The 26,317-nt window shown below is 70.4% G+C and carries 20 protein-coding genes; 9 read left to right on the top strand and 11 right to left on the bottom strand.

Going from position 1 to position 26,317, the window contains the following annotated elements:
- Window positions 1–30: 30 nt before the first annotated feature.
- Window positions 31–2,073, top strand: coding sequence for an AfsR/SARP family transcriptional regulator (locus Raf01_RS16625; protein WP_203918800.1), 2,043 nt, complete (start codon window positions 31–33; stop codon window positions 2,071–2,073).
- Here Raf01_RS16625 and Raf01_RS16620 read toward each other — a convergent pair.
- Both Raf01_RS16620 and Raf01_RS16615 read right to left on the bottom strand, forming a co-directional pair.
- On the bottom strand, window positions 2,061–5,405 hold the full coding sequence (locus Raf01_RS16620) for a S8 family peptidase (RefSeq protein ID WP_203918799.1): 3,345 nt from the start codon (window positions 5,403–5,405) through the stop codon (window positions 2,061–2,063). The two genes, Raf01_RS16625 and Raf01_RS16620, sit on opposite strands and share 13 nt — an antisense overlap.
- Window positions 5,406–5,520: 115 nt before the next feature.
- On the bottom strand, window positions 5,521–6,015 hold the full coding sequence (locus Raf01_RS16615; protein WP_203918798.1) for a cupin domain-containing protein: 495 nt from the start codon (window positions 6,013–6,015) through the stop codon (window positions 5,521–5,523).
- Window positions 6,016–6,121: 106 nt separating this feature from the next.
- Here Raf01_RS16615 and Raf01_RS16610 point away from each other — a divergent pair, with 106 nt between their 5' ends.
- Both Raf01_RS16610 and Raf01_RS16605 read left to right on the top strand, forming a co-directional pair.
- Window positions 6,122–6,331 (top strand): hypothetical protein, encoded by a 210-nt coding sequence (locus tag Raf01_RS16610; RefSeq protein WP_203918797.1) that lies wholly within the window; start codon window positions 6,122–6,124, stop codon window positions 6,329–6,331.
- A gap of 63 nt (window positions 6,332–6,394) precedes the next feature.
- Window positions 6,395–6,793 carry a tautomerase family protein gene (locus tag Raf01_RS16605; RefSeq protein ID WP_239133665.1) on the top strand — a complete coding sequence of 133 codons (399 nt, stop codon included), beginning with the start codon at window positions 6,395–6,397 and terminating at the stop codon, window positions 6,791–6,793.
- 94 nt (window positions 6,794–6,887) lie between these two features.
- Here the strand turns inward: Raf01_RS16605 and Raf01_RS16600 are convergent, their stop codons facing one another.
- The 4 genes from Raf01_RS16600 to Raf01_RS16585 all read right to left on the bottom strand — a co-directional run bounded on the left by Raf01_RS16600 (window position 6,888) and on the right by Raf01_RS16585 (window position 10,724).
- The gene (locus Raf01_RS16600) at window positions 6,888–7,343 is read right to left on the bottom strand and encodes a nuclear transport factor 2 family protein (RefSeq protein WP_203918796.1); all 456 of its coding nucleotides are present in this window, start codon (window positions 7,341–7,343) and stop codon (window positions 6,888–6,890) included.
- 116 nt (window positions 7,344–7,459) lie between these two features.
- Complete coding sequence (locus tag Raf01_RS16595) at window positions 7,460–8,383, bottom strand: carbohydrate ABC transporter permease (protein ID WP_203918795.1); 924 nt, start codon at window positions 8,381–8,383, stop codon at window positions 7,460–7,462.
- A complete protein-coding gene (locus Raf01_RS16590) occupies window positions 8,380–9,282 on the bottom strand; it encodes a carbohydrate ABC transporter permease (RefSeq protein WP_203918794.1) in 903 nt (300 codons plus the stop codon). The genes Raf01_RS16595 and Raf01_RS16590 overlap by 4 nt, the downstream gene beginning before the upstream one ends.
- Window positions 9,283–9,383: 101 nt before the next feature.
- Window positions 9,384–10,724 carry an ABC transporter substrate-binding protein gene (locus Raf01_RS16585; protein ID WP_203918793.1) on the bottom strand — a complete coding sequence of 447 codons (1,341 nt, stop codon included), beginning with the start codon at window positions 10,722–10,724 and terminating at the stop codon, window positions 9,384–9,386.
- A 153-nt stretch (window positions 10,725–10,877) separates the two neighbouring features.
- On the opposite strand from Raf01_RS16585, the gene Raf01_RS16580 reads away from it, so the two are divergent.
- Both Raf01_RS16580 and Raf01_RS16575 read left to right on the top strand, forming a co-directional pair.
- Entirely contained in the window at window positions 10,878–11,573 is a 696-nt protein-coding gene (locus Raf01_RS16580; RefSeq protein ID WP_203918792.1) for a FadR/GntR family transcriptional regulator, read from the top strand.
- A gap of 9 nt (window positions 11,574–11,582) precedes the next feature.
- On the top strand, window positions 11,583–12,881 hold the full coding sequence (locus Raf01_RS16575; RefSeq protein WP_203918791.1) for a cellulase-like family protein: 1,299 nt from the start codon (window positions 11,583–11,585) through the stop codon (window positions 12,879–12,881).
- Window positions 12,882–12,917: 36 nt separating this feature from the next.
- On the opposite strand, the gene Raf01_RS16570 is transcribed toward Raf01_RS16575, so the two are convergent.
- Both Raf01_RS16570 and Raf01_RS16565 read right to left on the bottom strand, forming a co-directional pair.
- Window positions 12,918–13,661: a FadR/GntR family transcriptional regulator gene (locus Raf01_RS16570; protein ID WP_203918790.1), complete on the bottom strand. Its 744-nt coding sequence runs from the start codon at window positions 13,659–13,661 to the stop codon at window positions 12,918–12,920.
- A gap of 307 nt (window positions 13,662–13,968) precedes the next feature.
- Window positions 13,969–16,095 carry a glycoside hydrolase family 2 protein gene (locus Raf01_RS16565; protein ID WP_203918789.1) on the bottom strand — a complete coding sequence of 709 codons (2,127 nt, stop codon included), beginning with the start codon at window positions 16,093–16,095 and terminating at the stop codon, window positions 13,969–13,971.
- Window positions 16,096–16,410: 315 nt separating this feature from the next.
- On the opposite strand from Raf01_RS16565, the gene Raf01_RS16560 reads away from it, so the two are divergent.
- On the top strand, window positions 16,411–17,451 hold the full coding sequence (locus tag Raf01_RS16560) for a LacI family DNA-binding transcriptional regulator (RefSeq protein WP_239133664.1): 1,041 nt from the start codon (window positions 16,411–16,413) through the stop codon (window positions 17,449–17,451).
- 139 nt (window positions 17,452–17,590) lie between these two features.
- On the opposite strand, the gene Raf01_RS16555 is transcribed toward Raf01_RS16560, so the two are convergent.
- Genes Raf01_RS16555 through Raf01_RS16545 form a run of 3 tightly spaced genes read right to left on the bottom strand, consistent with a single transcriptional unit; the run spans window position 17,591 to window position 21,231 of the window.
- A complete protein-coding gene (locus Raf01_RS16555) occupies window positions 17,591–19,300 on the bottom strand; it encodes a type 2 periplasmic-binding domain-containing protein (RefSeq protein WP_203918788.1) in 1,710 nt (569 codons plus the stop codon).
- A 39-nt stretch (window positions 19,301–19,339) separates the two neighbouring features.
- Complete coding sequence (locus tag Raf01_RS16550) at window positions 19,340–20,239, bottom strand: carbohydrate ABC transporter permease (RefSeq protein WP_203918787.1); 900 nt, start codon at window positions 20,237–20,239, stop codon at window positions 19,340–19,342.
- Window positions 20,236–21,231, bottom strand: a complete 996-nt coding sequence (locus Raf01_RS16545; protein WP_239133663.1) for an ABC transporter permease — start codon at window positions 21,229–21,231, stop codon at window positions 20,236–20,238. Before Raf01_RS16545 ends, Raf01_RS16550 begins: the two co-directional genes overlap by 4 nt.
- A gap of 236 nt (window positions 21,232–21,467) precedes the next feature.
- Here Raf01_RS16545 and Raf01_RS16540 point away from each other — a divergent pair, with 236 nt between their 5' ends.
- The 3 genes from Raf01_RS16540 to Raf01_RS16530 all read left to right on the top strand — a co-directional run bounded on the left by Raf01_RS16540 (window position 21,468) and on the right by Raf01_RS16530 (window position 26,313).
- A complete protein-coding gene (locus Raf01_RS16540; protein WP_239133662.1) occupies window positions 21,468–22,466 on the top strand; it encodes a hydroxyacid dehydrogenase in 999 nt (332 codons plus the stop codon).
- Window positions 22,467–22,539: 73 nt separating this feature from the next.
- A complete protein-coding gene (locus Raf01_RS16535) occupies window positions 22,540–25,155 on the top strand; it encodes an ATP-binding protein (RefSeq protein WP_203918786.1) in 2,616 nt (871 codons plus the stop codon).
- Between the two features lie 117 nt (window positions 25,156–25,272).
- Window positions 25,273–26,313, top strand: a complete 1,041-nt coding sequence (locus Raf01_RS16530) for a hypothetical protein (RefSeq protein ID WP_203918785.1) — start codon at window positions 25,273–25,275, stop codon at window positions 26,311–26,313.
- The last annotated feature ends 4 nt before the right edge of the window (window positions 26,314–26,317 follow it).

Here is a 26,317-nt window from a genome sequence, read left to right as displayed (position 1 = left end):
CACCGCACACGCACAGGGATCGCATCAGGGATGACCGGCCCGCTGTCTTTCGCCGTCCTCGGCCCGGTGCGGGCCTGGCGCGGCCAGTCCGAGATCGACCTGGGTACCCGGCAGCAGCGGCTGATCCTGGCGTTGCTGCTGGCCCGAGCGGGCGGCGCGGTCAGCATCACCGAGTTCGTCGACCTGCTCTGGGAGTCCGATCCCCCGCCCAGCGCGGTCAATGTGGTGCACCGGCACGTCGGGATGCTGCGGCGGCTCTTCGAGCCGAGCCTGCCCACGCGGGCATCCGGCTCGGTGCTGATCCGCGACGGCGCGCAGTACCAGCTGTGCGTCGACGGGCAGTCGCTGGATCTGCTGCGGTTCCGCCACCTGGTCGCCGAGGCCGGCCACAGCTCCGGCGAGCCGGCCGTCGAGCTCTACCGGCAGGCGCTGGCGCTGTGGCGCGACCGGTGTGCCGCCGGCCTGCGGGCCGGCGGCCGGGCGCATCCGGACTTCGCCGCGGTCGACAGGGAGCGGTCCGCGGCCGTCCGGGCGGCGGCCGACGCCGCCGTGCGGGCCGGGTGCGTCCACGCGGTGCTGCCCGCGATCCGGCAGGCCGCGGACTACGAGCCGCTGGACGAGGCGCTGCAGGCGCGACTGTTGCTGGCGCTGGCCGCGGACGGCCGGCGGGCCGAGGCGCATGCGGCCTATGCCGAGATCGAGCACCGGCTCGCCGACGAGCTGGGCATCCAGCCGGGCGACGACCTGCGCGCCGCCCGCGACAGCCTGCTCGACGCCCGCGACAGCCTGCTCGACGCCCGCGAAAGCCTGCTCGACGCCCGGGAGAGCCTGGTCGACGCCCGCGAAAGCCTGGTCGACGCCCGCGAAAGCTTGCTCGACGCCGACTCCGACGACTTCAGCTCGACGCGCCGGACGCCGCGCCGCGGCCCGAAGCCGTCGGCCGGGGCCGAGCCGCCGATGCAGTTGCCGGCCGACCACCCCTACTTCACCGGCCGCCACAGCATCCTGGCCGCCGCGCGGGAGCTGCTGCCCGCGGACCGGCGGGCCTCCGCGCTGGTCATCGACGGGATGCCCGGCGTAGGGAAGACCACCCTCGCGGTGCACCTGGCTCACCGGTTGGCCGGCCGCTACCCCGATGGGCAGTTGCACGCGGATCTGCGCGGCTTCGGCCCGGGCGACTCGGTGATGGGACCGGCGGAGGCGCTGCGCGGCTTCCTGTGGTCCCTCGGGGTCGCGCCGGGCGCCATCCCGGCGGACCTGCACGCCCAGGCCGGCCTGTTCCGCGGCATCCTGGCGAAGCGCCGGATGCTGATCCTGCTCGACAACTGCCGCGACCGCGACCAGATCCGGCACCTGCTGCCCGGCACCGGCGGCAGTCTGGTCATCGCCACCAGCCGCCGCCGGATCTCCGGGCTGGTCGGCGTTCACTCGCTGCACCTCGACCCGCTGACCGACGCCGAGGCGCGCGAACTGCTCATCCGGTGGCTCGGCGACGCGGCGGTCGCCGACCCGGACGCCGTCGACGAGATCATCACGCGGTGCGAGCGGCTGCCGCTGGCCCTGGCGCTGGTCGCCACCCGCAGCCTCGGCCGGCCCGGGCTGGGCCTGTCCGCGGTCGCCGGTGAGCTGGCCGGGGCCGACGGCCGGCTGGCCGGTTTCGGGGACGCCAGGGCTGATCTGGAGGCGGTCTTCTCCTGGTCCTACCGAGCCCTGACCTCTGAGGCGGCCCGGCTCTTCCGGCTGCTGCCCCTGCATCCGAGCGGGGAGCTGAGCTGGCGGTCGGCGGCCGCGGTCGGCGGGGTGTCCGCGCGCCGCGCCCACGGCCTGCTCGCCGAACTCGAGGCGCAGCAACTGATCCAGCCGGGCGACGGCCGGTGGCGGATGCATTGTCTGCTGCGCGCCTATGCCGCGGAACTCGGAGAGGAGCACGACGACGCGGCCGAGCGGCGGGCCGCCATCGAACGGAGCGCCGCCATCGAGCGGGCCGGCTGGGCCAGCGGCCGCACCGGCGCCGGTGACCCGGACGCGGCGCCGGTGCGCGCCGCGTCCGGGACCCACTCTCAGTACCGGTAGGCGCGGATGATGGTCTCGTTGACCGTGTTACCGCTGCTGTCCGTCGCGGCGGCCCGCAACGAGACAAAGCCAGTGCCGGCCGGGTTGCGTACCCAGGCGAGCGCCTTCTCACCGGAGCGCAGCACGGTCAGCTTCTGCCAGGTCTTGCCATCGTCGAACGATGCCTCGACAGTCAAGGTCGTGGTCCGGGCCTTCGCCGCCCCGACCTGACGATCGAGCGAGACCGGGATGGCGAACAGCCGGTCGGCCGGCGCCCGGTTGTCGATGTCGAGGTCCGGGGTGAACCGGATCGCCGTCATCGGCAGCTTCACCAGGTCGCCGTCGCCCACGTGCCCGGACGTGAAGGTCCACGCCGCGTCGACCACGGTCGAGGTGGTGAACGCCGGGTCGCTGCGGAACGTTGCGGTCAACCGGTAGTCACCCGTGGCCGCGGGCACGTCCCACGCCCAGGGCGCCTGGTTCGCGTCGCCGACCTTGACCCCGTCACGGTAGAGGTTGACCTGCACGCTGCCGCCGTCGACAAACCGGAAGCCGTCGTGCCCGGCGCCGTCGCCGTGCAACGGCCCCGGGCCGCCCATCGTGTCGCCCCAGTAGCGGGTAGACCACTGCTGGCCGAAGTTCGGCTCCGGGAAGACCGGCCCGATCACCCCGTTGGCCCACTTCACGTCGTACGTGTGCCCGGGCTTGAAGCTGGTCCACGCCGACTCGTAGTACGTGTACCCCTGCTGGGCCGAGGTCGACTGCCACACCGCCTGCTTGTCCTGGTTGTAGTACTCGGTGATGGTGTTCGGCACGTCGTAGGTGAACTTCGGCGGGGCCGAACGCTCGTCGTTGGACCGGTAGACCGGCGAGTTGCCGGGCGCGTGCGCCACCGCGAACCGCGACACCGGCACACCGGCCACGTCCGCGCTGATCTGGGAGCGGACCGTGGCGAAGTCCTTCGCGCCCAGCTTCCGGCTCAGCCCGGTCATCATCTTCTCCGGCTCGTACAGGTAGACCCGGTAGACATACGGGCTGTTGTGCAGGGTGCCGTCCTGGGCAACCTGGCCCCACATCCCGTTGACGTAGGAAACGAAGCCGGGCGTCTTGCCGGCCCCGATCTGCGCGGTCCTCAGGTGGTCGAGGGGAACGTTCATCAGCACGCCGTACGGGTCGTTGCTGCCCCAGATCTGCGGCTGCTGGGTCCGGATCGTCCAGCCGGCCTCCTGGAAGACCGCGGTGGCCTTCGGGTTCGGTACCGACACCGCGATCGGCTTTGCCAGGCGGGCGTCCATGGTCAGCGCCTGATCCCTGGTCAGGTCGAGGCTCGGGCGCACCAGCGACGTGATGTTCGGGAAGTTCGGGTCGCCGGTCAACAGGTAGGTCTGGACCAGATAGTGGCCCGCGCGCAGCCGGTACTCGGTGGCCGTGGGGTCGTCGAGTTCCTGGACGGTCTGCCGGTCCAGATCGGTCAGGAGAGTGACCCAGCCCTGGTCGGCCGTGGGCGCCGTTCCGTCCGGCCCGACGAGCTTCAGGTTCAGCTGGTGGCGGGCGACGTCGAGCGCGACCGGGGTCTGCACCTGGGCGCCGCCGCCGGTGGCGGTCACCTCGCCGCCGAAGTAGAGGTCGGGCAGGTTGGCGCCGGCCGCCACGTTGACGGTCACGGTGGCCGTGCCGCCGGCCGGGACCGTCACCGAGGAGGCGGACAGGCTGAACAGGCCGGCCGGTGCCGGGGCGCCGTCGGCGTCCTTGGCGTCGAGGGCCACAGCCAGGGTCAGGGCGGAAGGGCCGCTGTTGGCGTACGTGACCGTGCTCTTCTGCGCCGCGGTGGTCCGCTCGAAGGCGACGCTGACCGGGCTCGCCGTGACGGTCTGCCCGATCGCCCGGGCGACGTTGACGAAGCCCGCGCCCTGCTCGTAGACGCCGATGGCGGCACTGGGCTGCGCCGCCGCCATCAGCGTGGACTTGATCTGCTCAGGCGTCCAGTCCGGGTGCTGCTGGGCCAGGATCGCCGCCGCGCCGGCCACGTGCGGAGTCGCCATCGAGGTGCCGGACAGGTTGGTGTACTGCGGGTTCTCGTCGTCCGGCGGCAGGTCCGAGGTCGAACTGCGGGCGGCGACGATGCCGACGCCCGGCGCGGTGATGTCCGGCTTGATGCCGGCGTCGCTGGTGCGCGGGCCCCGGCTGGAGAAGTCGGCCAGGTCACCCGTCTTGGTCACCGCGCCCACGGTCAGCGCCTCGGTCACGTCGCCCGGCGAGTTCACCGTGGACTCGCCGGACTCGCCGTCGTTGCCCGCGGCGACAACGAACAGCACGCCGTAGCGGTGGGTGAGGTCGGTCAGGGCCGCCTCGACCGGGTCGGTCCCCGGGCTGTCCGGGCCGCCGAGGCTCATGTTGGCGATCGTGACGCCCTGCTGCGCCACCCAGGTCATGCCGGCCAGGATCGCCGACTCCGGGCAACCCTCCTCGGTGCAGACCTTGGCGCTGTAGAGGGTCGCGCCGGGCGCCATGCCCTTGTACCGGCCCTGCGAGGCGGCCCCGTCGCCGGCGATGGTGGAGGCGACGTGGGTACCGTGGCCGACCCGGTCGAGGGTGTCCGGGTCGGTGGTGAAGTTCTCCGCGGCGGCAACGCGGCCGGCCAGGTCGGGGTGGGTCTGGTCGATGCCGGTGTCGATCACGCCGACCTTCACCCCCGTTCCGGTCCAGCCGGCCTGCCATGCCTGGGGCGCGCCGGTCATCGGGACGCTAACGTCGAGGGTGGGGTGGCGCAGCCCGTCGAGCCAGATCTTGTCGAACCCGGCCCGCAGTTGCCGCTGGTTGCCACTCGCGGCGGACGTGATGCCGTTCCAGAAGGACACCGCGTCCGTGCGGCTCTCCGCGACGGCGTCCGCCCCGGAGAGCTGTCGGGTGGTCCTCGCCCCGACGACACCGGCGGGCGCGGCGCCGGCGTGCGCGACGATGAGCGGCAGGGTGGCCCGGGTGTCGTCGTAGCCGAAGTCGACCAGCGTCGAGATGTCGAACAGCCGCTCGTCGAGCTTGCCCCGGTTGAGAAGGCCGACGGCGTCGGCGGGGATGACCCGCACGTCCTTGCCGGCGCTGTCCTTGACGAACGGGATCCGTTCCCGTCCCTTGCCCGGCACGACGTCGATGGCCGTCGCACCATCCTTGGTACTGATGTGGACGGTGTCGCCGGTGATCAGGGTGACCGTGTGGGGCTTGGACGCGAACGCGGGGGCCGTCGACGGCTTCGGAGCCTGCGGCTGCGCCGACGCCGCCGTACCGCTCGGAGCCACCGCCAAGACGCCCAGCACCAGCGGCAGTGCCAGCGCCGATATCTTGCGAGCTGATCTCATCATTCTCCCTGGGTGAACGCGAGAAGTATCCAGGTGCTCCGGACGTGTCCGGGGGATGAAAGTTCATCCCGAGTGACCTGGATCACTGCTCGCGCCAGGTTGCGGGCACGGATCCTCAGCGCAGCTGGCTCCAGGGGCGCCCCTCGTCTCCCGGCAGCCGCTCGGTGGCGAAGCGCTCGTCGACCGCGGCCACCTCGTCCGCGGTCGGGCTCGGTCCGAGGCGGCCGAGTTCCTCGAACAGCTCCTCGTTGCCGGCCGGCGCGCTGACGAACAGCAGCCTGCCGCCGGTCGGCGTGACAAACGTGTGGTGTGCGCCCCGCGGCACGACCACCATGGTGCCCGGACCGCCGGAGAACTCGGCGTCGCCCACCCGGAAGTGGTACTCGCCATCGAGCACGTACGCGATCTTCATGAAGTTGAGGTGCGCATGCGGCGGGTTCTCGGCGATGACGTCATGGTGGAAGATGAAGCTGCCGAGAGCGCCGCCGACGTCAGCCCCACGGACAAGGATCTCCGGCCGGTGCGGGCCGCCAAGCTCGATCATCGTGCCCTCGCCGGGCTGGATCGCCCACCCGTCCCGACCCCAGTCGGAATTGCCGTTACCGGTCACTGTGCTGGCCTCTCAATCAGGTGCCGTTTCAAGCAGGCGCAGTCTACGACGCGCCCCTGGCCCGGGCTCCTCTGTAGAGTTCCAGCCCTACGGAGACAAAATCTGGGTGTACGACCGAGCTTCGGATGGCGCCTCGGCAGTGGCCCGCTGGTACACCGACTACGGTCGCTGGGGCACCTGCCACAACGCGCACGGCTACAGCACCTGGGCGGTGTGCGACAAGGACTTCGCGGACCTCGCCGCCGTCGCGGCCACGCTCAACCTTCAACGAGTGCGATCGCAGCCCGGCTCGGCCGGCCAACCGAACCTGCGTTGACATCCACCCACGCCCGGGATAGCTTTGTTATCAAAGCTAATTCGTAGGCAAACTGAACCCTGCATGGAGGATGGCATGCCCCACCTCAGCGTCCAGGTACTGGAGAGCGACCTGGCCGGCCGCGAGACCGCCCTGATCGAGAAACTGACCGACGCGGTCGTCGCGGTCTACGGGGAGTGGGCGCGAAGCATCGCGGTCGTGCAGTTGATTGGCCTGCCGCCCAACCGATGGGGCATCGGCGGCGCGCCAGCGCAGGCGCCCTCGCCCAGCGTCACATTCGGCATCAAGGAAGCCGCGTTCAGCCGACCCGACGCCGAGGAAATCGTCGCCCGCCTCATCTCCGGAGTTACGGAGGCTATCGTCGATGTCTTTGGGGAACGTGTCCGCGCCGGCGTGACGGTCGAACTCGTCGGCACCCCGGCCGGGCGCACCGGCATCGGCGGTGTCGTGGTCACGTCATAGCGGCGTCCCGCAGCGCCAGAGGGATGGGCGCGAGGCGGGGCCAGACACGGCCGACCCCTACCGGTCCCGACGCTGCCGCCGCGTGGACGTACTCTCAATCGCGAGTGAAGAGCTGGATCCAGCTTCGGTGCGTGAAGCGCCAGCCGGCTTCGGTACGGACGAAGCGGTCGTGGTCTTCGCCGACAACCCAGGGAGTGCTCGTGGGCCGGCCGTCGGCGTCGTTGACGTAGACCGTCAGCACGGTGACGCCCTCGGCGGTGTCGCGGCCCTCGCCGTCGACGGCCGAGGCGACGAAGCGCAGATTCGACGCCAGGTGCCGGATGCCGGGGTAGGGATTGGCTCGTTCGAGCGCCTGACCCCAGGCCCGGATCGCCTCGCGGCCGCGGTAGGTCTGCTCGACCCGCAGTTCCCCGTCGTCGACGAACAACTCGTGCAGCGTGCCGGCCCGACCGGAGTCGACCCGCCACGTGCTTTCGACGACCAGGCGGGACAGGCTCAGGTGGTCAGCGTCGCTGACCAGACCCGGCAGGGACGCTTGAGATTCCGCCATACCCGTATTGTGCGCGTGGCGGAGTTCGCGGAAGCGCGTATCGACGACGTTCTAGACGTGTGCGGCTTCCCGCTCGCCGTCGTGGTGACCGTCATCCTGTCGGGAGCGGGGACGGCTCACCCCTTGACGCTTCCCTGGGTCAGGCCGGTGCGCCAGAACCGTTGCAGCACGACCATCGCCGCCATCAACGGCAGCACGGAGACGAACGCGCCACCGACGACGAGTTGGTACAGCTCGGGTTGGCGGTCCTGGAAGGATTGCCAGGAGGTCAGCCCGAGGGTGATCGGATACAGCTTCGGGTTCGACAGCATGACCAGCGGCAGGAAGTAGTTGTTCCAGATGCCGACGAACTGGAACAGGAACACGGTGACCAGCGCCGGCGTCATGATCCGCAGGGCGACGGTGCGGAAGATGCGGGCCTCGCCGGCGCCGTCGATGCGAGCCGACTCGATCAGTTCGTCGGGGACGGATGCCTCCGCGTAGATCCGGCACAGGTAGACGCCGAACGGGCTGACCACGCTGGGGATCAGCACCGCCCAGTAGCTGTTGACCAGGCTCACCTTGGCGGCGAGCAGGTACAGCGGCAGAGCCAGCGCGGTGCCGGGGATGAGCACCCCACCGAGGACCACGTTGAACACCGCCTCGCGGCCGCGGAAGTGGTACTTGGCAAGCGCGTAGCCCGCCATCGCCGACAGCAGTGTCGCGACCGCGGCACCGGCTCCCGCGTAGACCAGGCTGTTGACCACCCAACGCAGGTAGATGCCGTGGTCGTAGCTGAACACGTGCCGCATGTTGGCGAACCATTGTGGTCGCGACAACCACAGGCCGGAGCTGCCGAACAGCTGCGCGGTCGACTTGGTGGAGGCGACGATCAGCCAGTACACCGGTAGCAGGAAATAGACGGCGGCGACGGCGCACAGACCCACGACGGTCACCCGGCTCGCAGGCGTGCTGTCGTCGCCTCGGCGGCGACGGGAGCGCGGTTGCCGCACCGGCCCGCCGTCCTTCGACCGCGGCCGTGCCAGGCTGGGCGCGCTCATCGCGATGCTCCGCCGCGCCGGCCGACCAGCCGCAGGAATCCGAAGGAGAGCACGAACGCGGCCACGGCCAGCAGCACCGCCTTGGCCGACGCGAGATAGTAGTCGTTGTTGGCGAACGCCGAGTTGTAGGCGCTCAGGTTGGGCGTGTAGTCGTTGCTGATCCCGGTGGAGACCGGCTTGAGGATCAGTGGTTCGGCGAACAGTTGCAGGGTGCCGATGATGGTGAACACGGTGGTGAGCACGATCGCGGGACGCAACAGCGGCAGTTTGACGCGCCGCGCGATCTGCCAGGCGCTGGCTCCGTCGGTGCGGGCGGCTTCGTACAGGTCGCCGGGAATGGCCTGCAGCTGGGCGGTGACGACGAGCATGTTGTATCCGGCGAATTCCCAGGTGACGATGTTGGCTATCGACCACAGCACGGATCCGCCGCCCAGCAAATCCGGGTGCAGCCCGGCGTGACCGGCGAGGGCGAGGACCGGGCTGGTACCGGGGGTGTAGAGGAACCCCCACAGGATCGAGGCGATGACGCCGGGTACGCCGTAGGGCATGAAGTAGGTGGCGCGGAAGAATCGGACCGCCCGCGCGGAGACGGTGTCCAGCAGCAGCGCGAGCGCGACCGCCAGCAGGATCATCACCGGAACCTGGACCACCGCGTAGAGCAGCACCCGGCGCACGCTGGCCAGGAACGCCGCGTCGCCCAGTGCCCGGGAGTAGTTGGAAAGCCCGGCGAAGACGGTATGCGATCCGCCGAGCCCCAGCGGCCCGGACAGGCTGTTCTTGTGCAGGCTTTCGTAGATGGCGTACCCGATGGGAAGCAGGAACGTGGCCGCGAACAGAACCAGGAACGGGGTCAGGAATCCCCAGGCTGCTCGGGTGGTGCGGCGGTGGACGGCGGCCAACGTTCCTCCTCTTGTCAACCTCGATCGCTGCTCCGCCGGCCCTGCCGGCGGCGGGGTGGTCCGGTGGCCGGCGGGGGCAGCCGGCCACCGGAGTACCGGAACTACTGCGCGGTGCTGACCTTGAAGCCCGCGCTCTTCAGGTCGTCAACCACCTGACCCTGCGCGGCCTTGACGCTTTCCAGGAAGCTGCCCTTGCCGTTGACGGCGGCGGAGAACCCGTCGTTGAGGTGCTGGTATGCCTGATCGGTGGTGGGGATCCAGGTCCAGGACTCGTTGATGTGCTGATCCGAGTCGGCGAACACGTCGTTGTACTTCTGGCCGCTGAAGAACGGCGACGGCTGGTCCAGCGATGATCCGACGTAGCCGGAGGTCGCGGCGGGCCAACCGTAGCCACCTTTGATCAGCAGGGCGATGCTCTGCGGGTCGCTGTTGAGCCAGGTCGCGAACTGCAATGCCTGCTGCGGGTGCTTGGCTCCCTTGAGAACCGCGGTGGACGAGCCGCCCCAGTTCGCCGAGTCGGTACCGCCGGCCGTCCACTGCGGCAGCGGGGCCACCTTCCACATACCCGAGGTGCCCGGCGCGTTGCCCGTGATGATCGCGTCGCCCCACTGGGCGCTGACCCAACCGGCGATCGCGCCGGTCTGCAGGTCCTTGTACCAGCCGTCGGCAAAGTCCGGCTCGGTCTTTATCACGTGCTCGGTACGCAGCCGGTCCCAGTACGTGGCGACCTTCTCGGTGACGGGCGTGTCGATGTGCACCGTCCAGGTGTCGCCGCTGGTGCCGAACCAGTTCGCGCCGGCCTGCCAGGCCAGTGCCGTGAACCAGGCGGAGTTGCCGGGCGGGAACGTGCCGATGTACTCGGTCGGATTCGACTGGTGGATTTTGATGGCGTCCTGCTCGTACTCGGCCCAGGTGGCCGGGGGTCGGCTGATGCCGGCCTTGGCGAACAGGTCCGCGCGGTAGAAAAAGCCCATCGGACCGGATGCCTGCGGGATCGCGTACACCTTGCCGCCGAACACGCCCTCCTTCCACTGCCACGGCGTGAACCTGCTCTGGTACTTACCCGCCCCGTACTGACTCAGGTCGATTAGGTTGCTGCCCATCAGGAATCCCGGGATTTCCTGGTACTCGACCTGCGCCAGGTCGGGAGCGTTGCCCGCCTTCAGCGCCGCGTGCATCTTCGCGTACCCGCCAGAGGAGCCCGACGGGATCTTCTGCAGTGTCACGTGGATGTTCGGGTTTTCCTTGTTCCACAAGGCGACCGCCTGGTCGATTCCCGGAACCCAAGACCAGAAAGTCATGTCGATTTTCTGGCCGGGCTTGGTCGCGGAGTTGCCATCACCGCTGCCCGAACACGCCGCGACCGACAGGACGAGCGCGGTCAGACACGCGAGCCAGATCATCCGGCGGCCGAAGCGCAGCCAGCCACAGGTGTTGTGCATGGCGCTGTCCTTCCGTCGGGCGGCCGCACGATACGACCGGCGAGGATCACCCACTATCGAATCGACGACGGTGGGCTGTCAAGGTTTAATCGTATTTAATTCTTAAGGTAAGATTCTGGCTCCGTCTCCGGAACGTGCCGCGATGGAGGGAACGTGACTCGCTACAGCGCGCGCGGGTTGCACGGGCAGGTCGTGCACGAGCTTGGGGCACGGATCCTGTCCGGTCGCATCCTTCCGGGAACCACCATCGACCTGTCCAGCGTCGAATCCGAGCTCGGGATCAGCCGCACCGTCCTGCGCGAGTCGCTGAAGGTTCTCGCCGCCAAGGGTCTGGTCGGCGCACGCCAGAAGCGCGGCACGTTCGTGACCGCGCCCGAGGAATGGAACATGCTCGACGCCGACGTCCTGCGCTGGCGGGTCGCGGCCCAACCGACACAGGCACTGCTGGACCAACTGGCGGAGGTGCGCCGGATCGTCGAGCCCGCCGCGGCCGCGCTCGCCGCGGCGCGGCGCGGCGACGCCGACCTCGACGCGCTCGAACAGGCACTGGCAGGAATGGACGCGGCGGTGCACGACCCCGCCGACGTCGTTCAGGCGGACCTGCGCTTCCACACCGCGCTGCTGGAAGCCACCCACAACGTCCTGATCGCGAGCCTGAAGGGCGTAATCGAACAGGGCCTGCGCCAGCGCGACCTTCTCGTGCATGCCAACCCCGGCGCGGCCGACCCGCTGCCCAGCCACCGCGCCGTGCTGGCCGCCGTTCGGGCGCGGGACGAGCCGGTCGCCGAACGGGCGATGCGCGCGCTACTCGAACAGGCCGCGGCCGACTTCGCGCAACTCAACCTGTGAGGAAGGGCCATGTCCGTCACCCTCCACCGCCCGAATCGGCCCGCCGGTCCGCGGCTTGCCATCTCACTGTGGGACTTCAGCTGGTACACGCAGGCCGGGCCGGGCGAGCCCTTCGAGAACCTCGACGAGGCATTCGACCAGTTGCTGGACCGCGGATTCAACGCGGTGCGGATCTGCGCCCTCCCGTTCCTGTTGTTCTCCGGAAGGGTTCCCGACACCGACCTCACAGTCTGCGGCCTGGGCCATGACTACGGTCAACGTACCCGCTGGTACAACGTCCGCGGCGGGTACCCGCTGCGCCCGCTCGACCGGCTCGAGCAGCTGTTCGACAGCGCGGGGCGCCACGGTGTACGGGTCATCGTCTCCTCCTGGGAGTACCAGCAGTCGCCGTGCTTCGTCACGTCCGACGTGTGGTTCCGCGCGCTGGCCGCGGTGCCACCCGCCGACCGTTGCCAGCTCATGGCGCAGTCCCTGGCCCGCCTGGTCGAGCACCTCTCCGCACGCGGCCTTGCCGGCCCGATCGCCTATCTGGAGCTGCACAACGAGGTGGACAACTGCGGCGTCTGCCCGCCCACTCCGGGCGACCCTCCCGGCCACTACGCCCGGCTGCGCGTGCCGCTGCGGCAGGGGCTGGCCACTCTGAGACAGGCGCGCCCGGACCTGCTGAGCACCTACTCGATCGGCGAAACCTGGCCCATCGAACTGACCGAACTCGCCGACGAGGTCGGCGTCGCCCACTTCCACTTCTACGTGTACGGGGTGCTGGCCGCGCTCTACCAGGCGGTCGGTCTCGGGCACGGCACCGGCGCACGCCCCGCGGTCGAGCACTGGCCCACGCCGACGCTGGCCGGCATGCTGCGCCCCGATGCGCCGCGCCGCGCCGACTACCGACCGGACGCGTCGTGGCAGACGCGGGCCACCGGCATCGACGGGGACCTGTTCTACGTGCATGACTGGGTGGACCCGGACCGCTGGGACCTCTGGCTCTACGAGCACTACCAGGAACACCGGCTGGCGATGCGCGCTGCGCTCACCGACTGGGTCGCCGCCGTGGCGGCGCACGCCGGTCGGCTCGGCGTGCCCGCGGTCCTCGGCGAGGGCGTGGTCGGGTACACCCCGCGACTCAGCCGGTTCGAGGAGGACGCAGTCGGCAAGGATCTCGCCGAACACACCGTCCGCGGTTGCCTGGACCACGGTTACTGGGGTGCCGTTCTCACCTCGAATGCCGCCCCGCAGCACCCGATGTGGTGGACCGACCAGTCGTGGATGCGGCGGCTCAACGCTCAGATCACCGGCGCCGCCTGGTAGGCGACCGCCTCGCCTGAGTCCGGCGACGCCTCGCCGCTATGCCTGAGTCCGGCGACGCCTCGCGGTGCGGGTGGCCGGGCTCGCGGCCCGCGCCCGGCGCAGGTCGGCGTCTGCCTGAGCCAGCAGCCGGTGCACGGCCTCCCGGCTGCCGTCCACGTCGCCGTCCCGGATGCGGTCCAGGATCGCCTGATGGTTGGGGGTCGGGTCGCTCCAGTGGTCGCCCGGCTTGTGTACGACCCGGTCCCGGGCATCCAGGGCGTTGGTGATCACGACGTCCATGCGGGTGAACAGTTCGTTTTGCGCCGCCGCCATCAGCGCCCGGTGGAAGCGCAGATCCGCGGCGATGGCGGCATCCGCGTCGCCGTCCGCCGCCGCCATCGCGGCGACCGCGTCCTCCAGCGCCACGAGGTCGTCGGCGGTGTGGCGTCGTGCCGCGAGGGCGGCGCAGGCCGGTTCGACGAGCGCCCGGACCTCGGCGAGGTCGGCGAGGAACCGGTCGGAGACGCCGACCTGCAACTGCCACTTCATCACGTCGGTGTCCAGCAGGCTCCAGGACGAGCGCTCCCGCACGAAGGTGCCCCGCTTGGGTCGCGAGTCCACCAGACCCTTGGCTCCGAGCACGCGCAGAGCCTCCCGGATGACCGTCTTGCTGACGGCCAGCTCGGACTCCAGCCGGTCGGGATCGATGACGTCACCGGGGAGGTAGTCGCCACCCAACACCCGCAGCCCCAGGGTGTCCACGACCTGGCCATGGATGCCGCGACCCGGGTAGCTGCGCACCGCCGCGCGATCCGACGAGTGGCCTAACGTATGCGTGCGTCCTACCATCTGATGCCGCCGTTCATTGTGGACCGTCGCGATCACCGGTTGGGCAGCGCCCATCCTCGCGAGAGGAACTCCGGGGAACCTCGTGGAAGGATCGTGCGGACGACGCGGGCCCGCGGACATTCTATACACCGGTGTCCGGCCAGCCGCGTCTGTCGAATGCGGTGGGCATCGAATGCTCGTAAAAGACGCATTAACGGTGCGGTACGGGCGGCGGGTCCGGCACACCGCCCGTCCGCTCATCCGCCGTCCGCCCGTCCGCTCATCCGGCGCTCAGGTCGCGGAACGCGCCGTAGGCGAGTTTGCGAGTGGTTCCGTCGAAGGTCGTCAGGCCCATGACGGAGATCCCGTTGTACTCCTGGTTGTATCCGTCGCGTTCCTTGTAGTCCTTCAGTACCCAGAACGTGTAGCCCGCGGTGAAGGCTCGCCGGCTGACCACCTGGTCCCAGTGCGCCTTCAGCGAGGCGGCCTGCCATTCCTCGGTGCCCTCCTGCGTCGCCGGGCCGTGGGTGCCGGCGATCGACCAGGTGCCGTTCTCGGTGATGAGGATGGGCTTGCCCGGATAGCGGCCGTGCACGGTGTCCAGAGTCGGGCCGAGGTCGGAGTCCTTGCCGTAGAAGTAACCGAAGTATTCGTTGAACCCGATGACGTCGGCGAGATCGAACGCCGGGTCGTTGGAGGTCGACGAGGCCCAGGTGACCGGCCGGTGCTGCGGGTCGACCTGGTTGACCGCGGCCTTCAGCTGGGCGATCCACGCGCGGTACACCGGTGCCCCGTTGCCGTCGATCTCCGACTCGTTCTGAAGGCCCCACAGCAGGACCGACGGGTGGTTGGCCTGGTTCCAGGCCATCATCAGCGCCAGCGCGCGCGACAGCCCGTACTGTTCGGTCTGCAGCTTCTCCTGCGGGACGTTCAGCCACATCGTGTCGATGTCGTCCATCACGAACACGCCGTGCTCGTCGGCCCAGTCGTAGACGTAGGGGTGGCGGTTGTAGACGGAGTCGCGGATGAAGTTGGCGTGCAGGTCCAGCACCTGGCCCAGCTCGCGGTCGTAGTCCGCGACGGTCATCGCGCTGCCGTGCGCGGCCGTCTCCTCATGCCAGTTGACGCCCTTGAGCAGCACCGGCTGGTCGTTGACCTGGATCTGGGAACCGGCCGTGTCGATCGTGCGCAGCCCGTAGCGGGTGTGCAGCCGGTCGACCTCGCGGCCGGTCCCACCCTCGGACAGCCGGGCCAACAGCGTGTACATCCGCGGCGTCGCGGTCGACCAGCGGCCGGCCGTGGGTACGGGGATCAGACAGGTCACCGTGGTCGCCGACCGGCCGGCGAGGGCCACCGGCACGCGGCACGGCCGGCCACCGGTACCCGCACCGGGGTCGAGCGTCACCGTGCCGTGCAGCGTGGCGGCCCCGTCGTTCTGCACAACGGCGGTGGCGCGCAGGCGCCCGTCCGGCGCCAGACTGGTGAGCACCTTGCCGATCGTCGAGCGCGGCACCGCCTCCAGCCACAACGATCGGGTCAGGCCGGCGTACGGCCAGTAGTCGACCGGCTTGTACGGGATGGCGGTGTCGTTGGTGACCGGGGTGCCACCGGAGACGTAGTCGGTGAACGACGCGGAGCGCAGTACCCGGATGGTGACGGTGTTCGTCTGCCCCGCACGCAGCGCGTCGCCCACCGGGACGGCGAAGGGCGTGTGGCCGCCCTCGTGCGTGCCGAGGTAGCGGCCGTTGACCCAGATGTCCGCGCGGTAGTTGGCGCCCAGGGACATCAGGCGCACCAGCCGGCCCGCCCAGTCGCCGGGTACCGGGACAGCGCGCCGGTACCAGGCGAAGCCGTCGCGGAACGCGGTTCCGGTACCGAACGACGAACCGTCCATGCTGGCGAAGTTGGGCGTGTCGAGCAGATCCCAGGCGGACGGGACCGAGATGTCGTTCCACTGCGAGGTGTCCGTGCCGTTCTGCCAACCCTCGCTCAGCCCGACGTCGCCCGGGTCGAACCGGAACTTCCAGGTGCCGTCCAGCGGCGCGTACCGGCGGGTCGTCTCGTGTGTGTTCCAGCCGTCGAAGGCTGGTACCGGCTGACCGTACTGGTACACGACGCTGGTCTGCGCCAGGTCGCGGACCTCGGTGCCGGCGGGTTCACTGGTGAACACGGCCGGCGGGCCGGCGGCCCGCGTGCCCGCCGCCGCGGGGCTCTGATCGGTCGTGGCGCCCTCGGCCGGACCGGCGAGCACTCCGGCCAGCAGCCCGGCGGCGAACACCGCGGCCGCGGCCCGGGATGCGGCGCGGCGCTTCCCGGATCGGCGCTTCCCGGATCGGCGCGGCAGGTCCGGTGAGCCGAAGCGGCGGCCCGGGTGGTCGTGCGCGGTGGGCGGCGAGGTGCCGTTCATCGGAATCCTCTCTGCGGGTCAACGGGCGCTTGTGACGTCCAGGTCTCACACCGATGGCGGGAGACACATCTGGCCGTTGTTCGAGTTTCGCCTCGGCCGCCTGCTGGAGACACATCGACCCACGTCGAGACTGGAGCCCGGTCCGAGCGATGTCAAGATATGTTCATAATTTAATGTTTCTGGCCCCCACGGCCGGGATGGCGCCGGGCTACATCCCCCGCGGCGGACACCGGTATAGTAAAGCTTTTCACAACGCGTTTCCCGTCCGAGCGGGACGGAGACGAGGCATGCCCCTGGACCCGGACGAGGTATTCATTGAAAAAGCGTCCCAGCATCAAGGACGTGGCCGAACGGGCGGGTGTCTCCATGGCGACCGTGTCCCGGGTGCTCTCCGGCGACTACCCCGTCTCCGGCGAGACGCGGGCTCGGGTCGAGCGCGCGGTCCGCGAACTCGACTACGTGGTCAACGCGCACGCGCGGGCGCTGCACGGAGCCACCTCGAAGGTGGTCGCGCTCGTGGTGGCCGAGGTGGTCACGCCGTTCTTCGCCCGAATCGCGGCCGGCGTCGAGGAGCAGGCCACGCTGGCGCACCGGCTGTGCCTGGTGTGCACCACCCACGCCGATCCCGATCGCGAGCTCGACGTGGTTCGCCTGATGCGCGAGCAGCGGGCGGACGCGGTCATCCTGGCCGGCGGGGTGGTCGAGAACGATGATTACCGGGAACGGATGCGGGGCTACGCCCAGGGGCTGGAGAATGCCGGCAGCCGGCTGGTGCTGTGCGCCCGGCCGTCGCTGGGTCCGGACTTCCCGGCGATCAGCGTGGAGTATGAGAACGTGGGCGGAGCGCACGCCGCCACGACGCACCTGTTGACGGCCGGCCACCGGAAGATCCTCATGGTCGCCGGGCCGGTCGGGTTGACCACCTCCGACCAGCGGGTGGAGGGCTACCGGTCGGCACTGGCCATGTACGGGCTGCCGGTCGATCCGGTGATGATCAGTCACGGCCCGTGGGACCGGGACGGCGGGTACCTGCGGATGCGCGCGCTACTGGAGTCGGGGCCGGAGTTCACCGCCATCTTCGCCGGCAACGACGGGGTCGCCGCGGGCGCGATCGCCGCGCTGCGCGAGGCCGGCCGGCGGGTGCCGGACGACGTCTCGATCGTCGGGTACGACGACGTGCCCAGCGCGGCGGACTTCAACCCGCCGCTGACCACCGTGCGGGTACCGCAGGCGGAGTTGGGCCGGACCGCCGTGCGGCTGGCGACCGAGTCGTCCCGGGAGACGTCGGGGCGGGAGCACGTCATGCTCGGAACCCACCTGGTGATCCGCGACTCGGTCCGCCCGCTCGCCGGCTGACCCCGACGCTCCTGACCCCGACGCTCCCACCCACGACGCTCCCACCCACGACACTCCCGACCACGACGCCCCCAAGCACGACGCTCCCGGGGTCACGCCGATGGGCGCGGCCCCGGGAGTCGGCTGTCCCGTGGTCAGCTCAGCCGGCGTACTCCTTGGCGTACTCCTCGGCGATCCTGTCGCCGCCGTCGTCGCGCCACTTCTTGACGATCGCCTCCCAGCCGTCCAGAGGCGTCTTGCCGGTGATGATGGCGTTGATCCCGTCGTTGAGGTTCTGGTTGAGGACGGTGCCGGTGCGGTTGTTGGTGTCCGAGACCAGGCCGCTGGCCGGATTCTTGACGGCGACCGGTACCGCCTTGGCCTCCCAGTCGTGCAGCCGCTTGACCGACTGCGCGTCGACGCCCGCGAAGTAGAGCACCCGGGGCGCCTCCGCGAGGTAGATGATCGGCAGGGTGACGCTGGTGTTCTCGTCCTTCCAGAGCGCGGTGGGAGTCGGCGTACCGTCGGCTGCCCGGGTGAAGTGCGTTCCCTCGATGCCGAAGTGCACGAACTCGTACTCCTTGCTGCCGAACGGCGCCGCCAGGTAGTCCAGGACCCGCAGCAGCATCTGGATCCGTTCCGGCGATGCCTTCTTCAACACGGTGTACCCGAAGGTGCCACCACCGGCGAAGATGCCCGGCGTCGCGCTTCCGCCGTGGAACGGCAGAGCGAGGTCGACGGTGAACTTCCCCTTGGTACTGGTCACGTTGGGGGCGTACGCGGCCAGGCCGTCCGTCGCACTCTTGAGCGTGCCGTTGTAGAAGTAGGTCTTCATGTCCACGGTGCTGATGGACATGGTGTCCGGGTAGTAGGCGCCGGCGGCGAACAGGTCGCGGGCGAAGGCCAGTGCCTCCTTGAATTCCGGCAATGTATCGGCCCGGACGAAGTTGCCGCCGTAGAGCTTCCAGTCGTTGGCCGCGCCGAAGGACCCGCAGTGGTACTGGCGAAGGCCGAACTGGTTGCTCTTGCTGGCGCCCATGCCGTACTGCTTGTTCTTGCTCAGCGCCTTGACCGCCGAGGCGAACTCGTCCTTGGTCCAGGAAGCGTCGTTGGCTCCGACCGAGTTGAACGCGTCGCGGTCGATGAACATCGCCCAGCCGGGCAGCGGACGTTCCAGCGGTATCCCGTAGATCCGCCCCTTGATCCGTCCCATCCCCTGCCAGGCATACTGCGGCAGGTTCGCGAGGTTCGGGTAATCCTTTATCTTGTCGCCGCTCAGGTAGTCCGACAGGTCCGCGCATTCGCTCGAGACGAACTCCTGCTCGTGCGGCAGGTGGTGGCCGCCGCCGATGCTGATGATGTCCGGCAGGTCGTCGCCGGAGATCAGGGTGGCCATCTTCGTGTCGAAGTCGGCATCCGGGATGAGCAGGAAGTCCAGGTCGATGCCGAGCCTGTCGTTGACCGCCTGCCACAGCTTGTTCTGGCTGACCGGTCTCGGCGGAGTGCCGTACGTGATGGCCACCGCCCTGACCCTGGAGCCGTCGCCCGGCTTCGCCTTGACCGCGCTCACCAGGCTGCTCGGGTACTTCGTGTAGCCGGCCTGCACACCGGCGGCGGTACCCGGCAGATCCGGCGGTGGGCCGGCGAACGGCTGGTACGTCGGCCACGGCACCTTGGCCACACCGGCGTTGCTGACCGAGCCGCCGCTGCCCTTGCCGCACGAGGCGAGTAGCGCCGGCGCGGCGATGGCCGTGGCGCCGAGCCCGATCGCCTTGAACAGGCTGCGCCGGGATACGGCCGTCAGGCCAGCTCGGTTTGTGGGCGGGCCGGTCAAGCGGCTGGGGAGAAAGAGGTCGGGTGAGTCGCTCATCTGGGAGTCCTTTCTCCGAGCGGCCGGGCGGGGCGCGGTTCAGCTCTTGATCGCCCCGCTCAGTACGCCCTTGACGAAGAAGCGCTGCAGGAACGGATAGACCAGCACGATCGGGATGGTGGCCAGGACCACCACGGCCATCTGGACGGTCTGCGGGGCGGAGAGCAGACCCGCCTCACTCGTTGACGGATCCGCGATCTGGCCACCCGCCAACACGTAGGTACGCAGCACGAGCTGCAGTGGCCACCTGGTCGGCGTGTCGATGTAGAGCAGGGCGTTGAACCACGAGTTCCAGTACGAGACGGCGTAGAACAGGCCGACCACGGCGAGTACGGCACGGGACAACGGGATGGTGATCCGGCTCAGCATCGCCCACTCGGAGGCACCGTCCAGCCGTGCCGCCTCGTACAGCTCCGCGGGTACCGACTGGAAGAACCCGCGCATCACCACCAGGTTGAAGGTGTTGACCAGTACCGGTGCGATGAGCGCCGCGTACGAGTCGAGCAGACCCGTCTGCTTCACCACGAGGTATGCCGGGATGATGCCGGGCGGGAACAGGAACGTGAACAGCACCAGCAGCGTGATCGGCTTGCCGCCGAACACCTTCGGCCGGCTCAGTGCGTAGGCCAGCAGCACGGTGGCGGTCAGGCTGCAGGCGGTGCCGACGATGGTCACCCCCGCGCTGACCAGTGTGGCGCGGCTGACCACGCCGCCGGCGAGGATCTGCGAGTACGCGGCGAAGGACGGGTGCTCGGGCCAGATGACCCAGCCGCCGTTGGCGACCACGTCGGCCGGGGACGCGAGGCTGGTCGAGACGACGACCAGGAACGGCACGGCGACCAGCGCGATGACGACCACGATCGCGACCGCCTTGGCGGTACTGGTCAGCGGGTGTGGCGGCTCCTGCCAGGCGGGACGCACGCCGCGGCGAGGCTTCACCGGTACACCCCCGACTCACCGAGCCGGTGGGAGACCTTGTTGGCGCAGTACACCAGGATCACACCGATCACGCCCTTGAACAGCCCGGCGGCCGCGGCGTACCCGAAGTCGCCCGACCCGATTCCATGGAAGTAGACGAAGGTGTCGATGATTTCGGCGGCGCCCGGGCCGACCGCATCGCGCTGCAGCAGGATCTGCTCGAAGCCGACCGACAGGATGTCGCCGAGGCGCAGGATCAGCAGGAGCACGATCACCGGACGGATCGCCGGCAGGGTCACATGCCAGAACCGGCGCAACGCGCCCGCCCCGTCGATGGCGACGGCCTCGTAGAGCTGCTCGTCGACCTGGGCCAGCGCGGCCAGGAAGATGATCGTGCCCCAACCGGTGTCCTTCCAGATGACCTGGGCCACCACCATTGGCTTGAACGCGTCGGGGTTGCCGAGGATCTGCACGGTGTGCAGGCCGGTGTCGGCCAGCACTCCGTTGAGTACCCCGGTGGCGCCGAGCATCTGCTGGAACAGCGCGACCACGATGACCCACGAGATGAAGTGCGGCAGGTAGACCACACTCTGCACGAACCGCTTGAGGCGGGTGTGGGTGAGGCTGTGCAGCAGCATCGCCAGGGCCAGCGGTGCGGGGAAGAAGAAGACCAGCTGAAGCAGCGAGATCTCCAGCGTGTTCAGCGCGGCGTGCCAGAAGTCCGGGTCGTCGAAGAGGCGCTGAAAGTTCTGCAGGCCGATCCACCGGCTGCCGCCCAGCCCGAGGAACGGCACGTAGTCCAGGAACGCGAGGCTGCTGCCGAACAGCGCGCCGTACTGGAAGATCGCGTAGTACAGCAGGCCCGGCACCATGAACGCGAGCAGGATCCAGTCACGCCGCCACCGCCGGTGCCACCGTCCGCGCGGCGTCGCTTCCGGTGCCGGCGGCACACCGGCCCGGGTCGGCCTCGCCGCCCGGGGCTGGGCCGTAACCGGTCGGGCTCGCAGTGACACGGGCTCCTCCACGGCGGTGCGGTGCCGGCCCGCCGGACCGGTGCGGTCGGACGACAGTGATGAGGACCACTTCGTTCCGTGTGGTGACCGAACCTAAAAGCTTTTCTATGTATCCGTCAAGACCTCGATACAATTTGGACACGCAGCTTCGGGTGACGGCCGGTTGACCTCGTCATCGCTGCCGAATAGAGTCCGGCTCCACCGTAGGAGACGTTTTCTACCGATCGGGAGCTGCCGTGCGCCAACGTCGCCCCGGACTGATGGCGATGTCCCGGTCCGTCGCCCCGGCTGTGTTCCCGCCGGACCTGCTCACCCGGCTCGCGGACGCGCTCGAACTGCTGGCGCCGGAGGCGACCGAGGACTTCGACGATCCGGCGCTCCGCGAGCGGCTGGCATCGGTCGAGGTACTGGTGACCGGATGGTCCTGCCCCCGGCTGACCGCACCGGTACTCGACGCCGCGCCGCGGCTTCGGGCGGTGATACACGCGGCCGGCTCGGTCAAGGCACACGTCGGTGCCGAAGTCTTCGCCCGGGGGGTCGCGGTCTCCTCGGCCGCGGACGCCAACGCCGGCCCGGTCGTCGACTACACGCTCGCGGTCATCACGCTCGCCGGCAAGCGCGCGTTCGGCCTGGCCAACGCGTACGCGGCCGGTCGGTTCCCGCGTTTTGCGCAACGGCACGGCAACGACGGCCGGACGGTCGGTGTGCTCGGCGCATCCCGGATCGGCCGGCGAGTCATCGCCCGTCTGGTCGCCGGCGGATACCGGGTGCTGGTCAGCGACCCGTACCTGGAATCCGCGCACGCCGCCGAGCTGGGCGCCGAGCAGGTCGACGTCGACGAGCTGTGCCGGCGCTGCGACGTGTTGACCCTGCACGCCCCGCAGCTGCCGGAGACCCACCACCTCATCGACGAGCGGCGCCTCGCGCTGCTCCCGGACGGAGCCGTGGTCGTCAACACGGCCCGTGGCTCCCTGGTGGACTCCGACGCGCTCGCCCGGGCGTGCGCGACCGGGCGGATCGACGCCTGCCTCGACGTCACCGATCCGGAGCCGCTGCCGGTGGGGCACCCGCTGCGCGCACTCCCCAACGTGTGGATCACGCCGCACGTGGCCGGGGCACAGGGCAGCGAGGTACGGCGGCTGGGGGAATTCGCGGTCGCCGAGGTGGAGCGGTTCGTCGCCGGCCAGCGACTGCTGGGCGCGGTCCACATCGACCAGCTCCAGCTGCTGGCCTGAGCCATACCCAGGCCGTTCGCGGGCGGTTGTCGGTTCTTGGACCGAGCTGGCAGTGCGCGTTCGACGTGCTGGGATGCTTGGACGATGCCTGACCCAGGGGACGGCCGTGGAGCTGGTCGAACGTAGCGAGCAGCTGCGCATCCTGCGCGGCGTGTTCGACTCGGCCAGGCGGGGCGCCGGCTGCACCGTGCTGGTCTCGGGCGAGGCGGGCATCGGCAAGACCAGCCTGCTGCGGGCCTTCGTGCGGGACCTCGACCGGCCCGTCCGCGTCCTCTGGGGTGCCTGCGACGACCTGTCGACACCGCGCATGCTGGGGCCGTTCCGGGACATGGCCGGCCAACCCAACAATCAGCTGGGCGATCCGGGGCTGGACCGCGACAGGCTCATCGACGCGCTGATGGCCTACCTGCGGCGCCCCGCCTCCCCGGCGGTGGTCGTGGTCGAGGACGTCCACTGGGCCGATGACGCCTCGCTGGACGTGATCCGCTACCTCGCGCGTCGCGTCGACGGGCTTCCCGCTGTACTGGCGCTGAGCTACCGGGACGAGGAACTGTCGCCGATCCATCCGCTGCGACGCATCCTGGGGTCGCTTGCCCACAGCGGGCTGCGGCGCATCCCGCTGCACGGGTTGTCCGCGGAGGCGGTCGGCCGGCTCGCCGCCGAGGCGGGGCTCGACCCGGCGCGGGTGGTCTCGCTCGTCGGCGGGAACCCGTTCTACCTCGCCGAGGTGATCGACTCCGCCGGATCGTGGGTACCGGCGTCGGTCGAGGACGCCGTCCTCACCCGGGTCGGCCGGCTCCCGCTGGCGGTACGCGAACTGCTCCAGGTGCTCAGCGTCATTCCGGGCGGCCCCTGGCCCGACCTGGTGAAGCTGCTGGCCGGTCGAGCCGCCCAGCAGTTGGAGGACGCCCGCCGGGCGGGGGTGCTGGACGGATCCGGGGCGCAGGTGCGCTTCCGGCACGAGCTGGCCAGGCGGGTGGTGGAGGCGTCGCTGTCCCCCGCCCGGCGTATCGACTGCAACCGGCGGGTACTGGCCGGGCTGCTTGCGGTCGGCGCGGATGCCTCTCTCATCGTCCACCACGCCGCCGCCGCGGGCGACGACGCGACCGTCACCGCGTACGCCCCGTCTGCCGCGAGGGCGGCCCTGGCCGCGAAGAGCTACCGCGAGGCGGCGACGCTCGCCGCGCTCGCTCTGGCGCGCCGGGACAACGGCGACCCGGCGGCCACGGCACGGCTGCACGGTTGTGCGGCCAAGGCTCTGTTCGCCATCAACCGGCTGGCCGAGGCCGCCGGGCAGGCCGACCGGGCGGTCGCCATCTGGGACCGGATGGGCGCACGGCCGGTCGAACTGGCCGACGCGCTGCTCATCTCCGCGGGACTGAGCACCTCGGTCGGGCAACCGGAGGCGGCCGCTGCCAAGGCCGAACGCGCCCTGGGCATCCTCGAAACGCTGGGACCGGGACCCGAGCTGGCCCTGTGCTACTCGACCCTCGGCGCGCAGCACTGTTTGCGGGGCGAGTTCGCGTCGTCGATCGCCTGGTGCGATCGGGCCATCGAGGTCGCGGGTCCGCTGAACCTGCCCGACATCCGCGCCCGGGGGCTGGGCTACCGGGGACTGGCCCGGGTGTCGGTGAGCGACGACGGCGGCTTCGACGACATGCGCGAAGCCGTGGCGCTGGCCCGGGAGGTCGACCACGGCGACTACCTGACCGTGGTCGCGCACAACCTCGGCGTGGCACTGATCCGCACGGAGCGCCACGTCGAGGCGAAGGCGTACCTCGACATCGCCGAGCGGGCCGCGCGGGAGCACGGACTGACTCGGGCGGCGTACTTCATCGAGGGCAAGCAGTGCCAGATCCTGCTGCTGAAGGGCGACTGGGAGCCGGCCGAACGGCGGCTGCGCGCACTGCTGGCCACCGAGGACGACCCCGGCGCCAACGCGGCACCACCGCTGTCGTTCCTCGGCCGGATCCTCGCCCGCCGAGGCGAGCCGCAGGCCGATGAGGTGATCGAGCGGGCCTGGTCGCTGGCATCGGCGACCGGCGAGCAGCAGAAGATGGCCTCCGCCGGTGGGGCACGCATCGAGGGGGCGTGGCTGCGCGGCGACGACGAGGCGGTACGCCGGCTCGGGCGGGAACTGGTCGAGCTGGCCATCGGGATCGGCCACCCGTACCTGCGTGCCGAAGCCCTGCGCTACCTCAGGCGGGTCGGTGGCGACGTCGCGGCCTTCCCGGGCTGCCCGCCGGCCTTCGCAGCCGGGCTGGCCGGCGACTGGTCGCAGGCCGCGCAGCTGTGGAGCCAGGCCGTCAACCCGTACGAGATGGCCCTGGAGCTCGTCGAGTCCCCGCAGCCGGCCACCGCGTTCGAGGGCCTGCGTACCCTGGACCGGCTCGGCGCGTCCGTGGCGGCGGCCCGCGCGCGGTGCTGGCTGCGCGAGCGCGGCATCGACGGCATCCCCCGGGGTCCCCGGCCGAGCACGCGGGCCAATCCGGGTGCGCTGACCGACCGCCAGCTCGATGTCCTCGGCCGGGCGGCCGAAGGGCTCACCAATGCCGAGATCGCGGCCCGTCTCGTGGTGTCCAAACGCACTGTCGACAACCACATGGCGGCGATCCTGGTGCGCCTGGGCGTCGCCTCGCGACAGCAGGCGATCCGTGCGCTGCGGGGTCTCGGGGACGGCCGAACGTAGGTATGCGCACGCACCAACGTGAGCATGGCGTGCTCATGACGGGCTCCCGGCGGCCCGGCCATCGTTGGGCCACAGCCAGAACGGGCCGTGGCCGGTGGGGCCGGGAAGGGGTGCGCCGTGACTGTCGAGTCGCCCGCCGCGGGCCCGCGCCCCGCGCCCACCCGTGACCCGTCCGCGCAGTTGCGGGACCGGTTGGCGGCCGGGCTGCGCGCCGGTGGGCTGGGTGTGGAGCCCGCCGACGCGGCAGCCCTGATCCGGCAGGGGCACGCCGCGGCACGGCCGGTGGCCGACGACATCGTGGGCGTTCTCGAAGCCCGGGCGCAGGCCGCCAGCGACCTGGATTTCTCGCTGCTGACCGGTATCCCGTCGATGGCCGCCTTCGGGCAGCTGGCCGGCGGGTACGCCTATCGACGGCTGGCGTCGGCGCGCGCCCGTGAGCCGCAGGTAGCCCGGTTGCTCACCGCCTTCATCGTGGCCAGCGCACTGTACGACCACGCCTGCGACCGGGAGCCCGGCCTGCTGGAGACCATGACCCGCGGGCTGCCGGCGGACTGGCTCGAGAACGCGTTCGCCGGGCATCGGGTCGGTGACCCGTACGCCGGGCTGGCCGTACCGACCCCGGTGGCCCAGCTCGGGGCGCTCGGCGGGTACGCGGCGGAGCTGTGGCGGGATCTGGCGGCATCGGCCCGTACGCGCGCGTCGCGTGCCCACCTCAACGGGCTGTGGCGCCGGCTGGCCGCCACGCACTCGGCCCAGGTCGCCTCCACCCGGCCGGGCGGACGGCGCGAGGTACGCCTGATCTGGTCGGCGCCGCTGGTCGTCGCGCTGTACGTGGTGGCGGCCACCCCCGACGCGGAGCCCGGGGTGGACGTCGGCGCGCTGCTGCCCGAAGCCGAACGCATCGGGCTGCTGCTCTCCCTCGTCGACGACCTTGCCGACGTGGCCGACGACTGGCGGTGGCGCAGCGCCAACCAGTACCTCGACGCGCTGCCCGGCACCGGCCGGACCGGCCGCCGGGAGCCCGTCCCGTGGGAGGCGCTGATGTCCGACGAGGTCTTGGAGCCCTACCTGGGCCGCATCGTGGAGCTGACCCGCACCGTCCCGGAGGACGAGCGCGAGCTGCTCACCGCCTGGCTCCTCTACTGGATCGAGGGATGAACCG

It is taken from the genome of Rugosimonospora africana (assembly GCF_016862975.1).
Classification (GTDB): domain Bacteria; phylum Actinomycetota; class Actinomycetes; order Mycobacteriales; family Micromonosporaceae; genus Rugosimonospora; species Rugosimonospora africana.
This window is presented reverse-complemented; position numbering and strand designations above follow the sequence as displayed.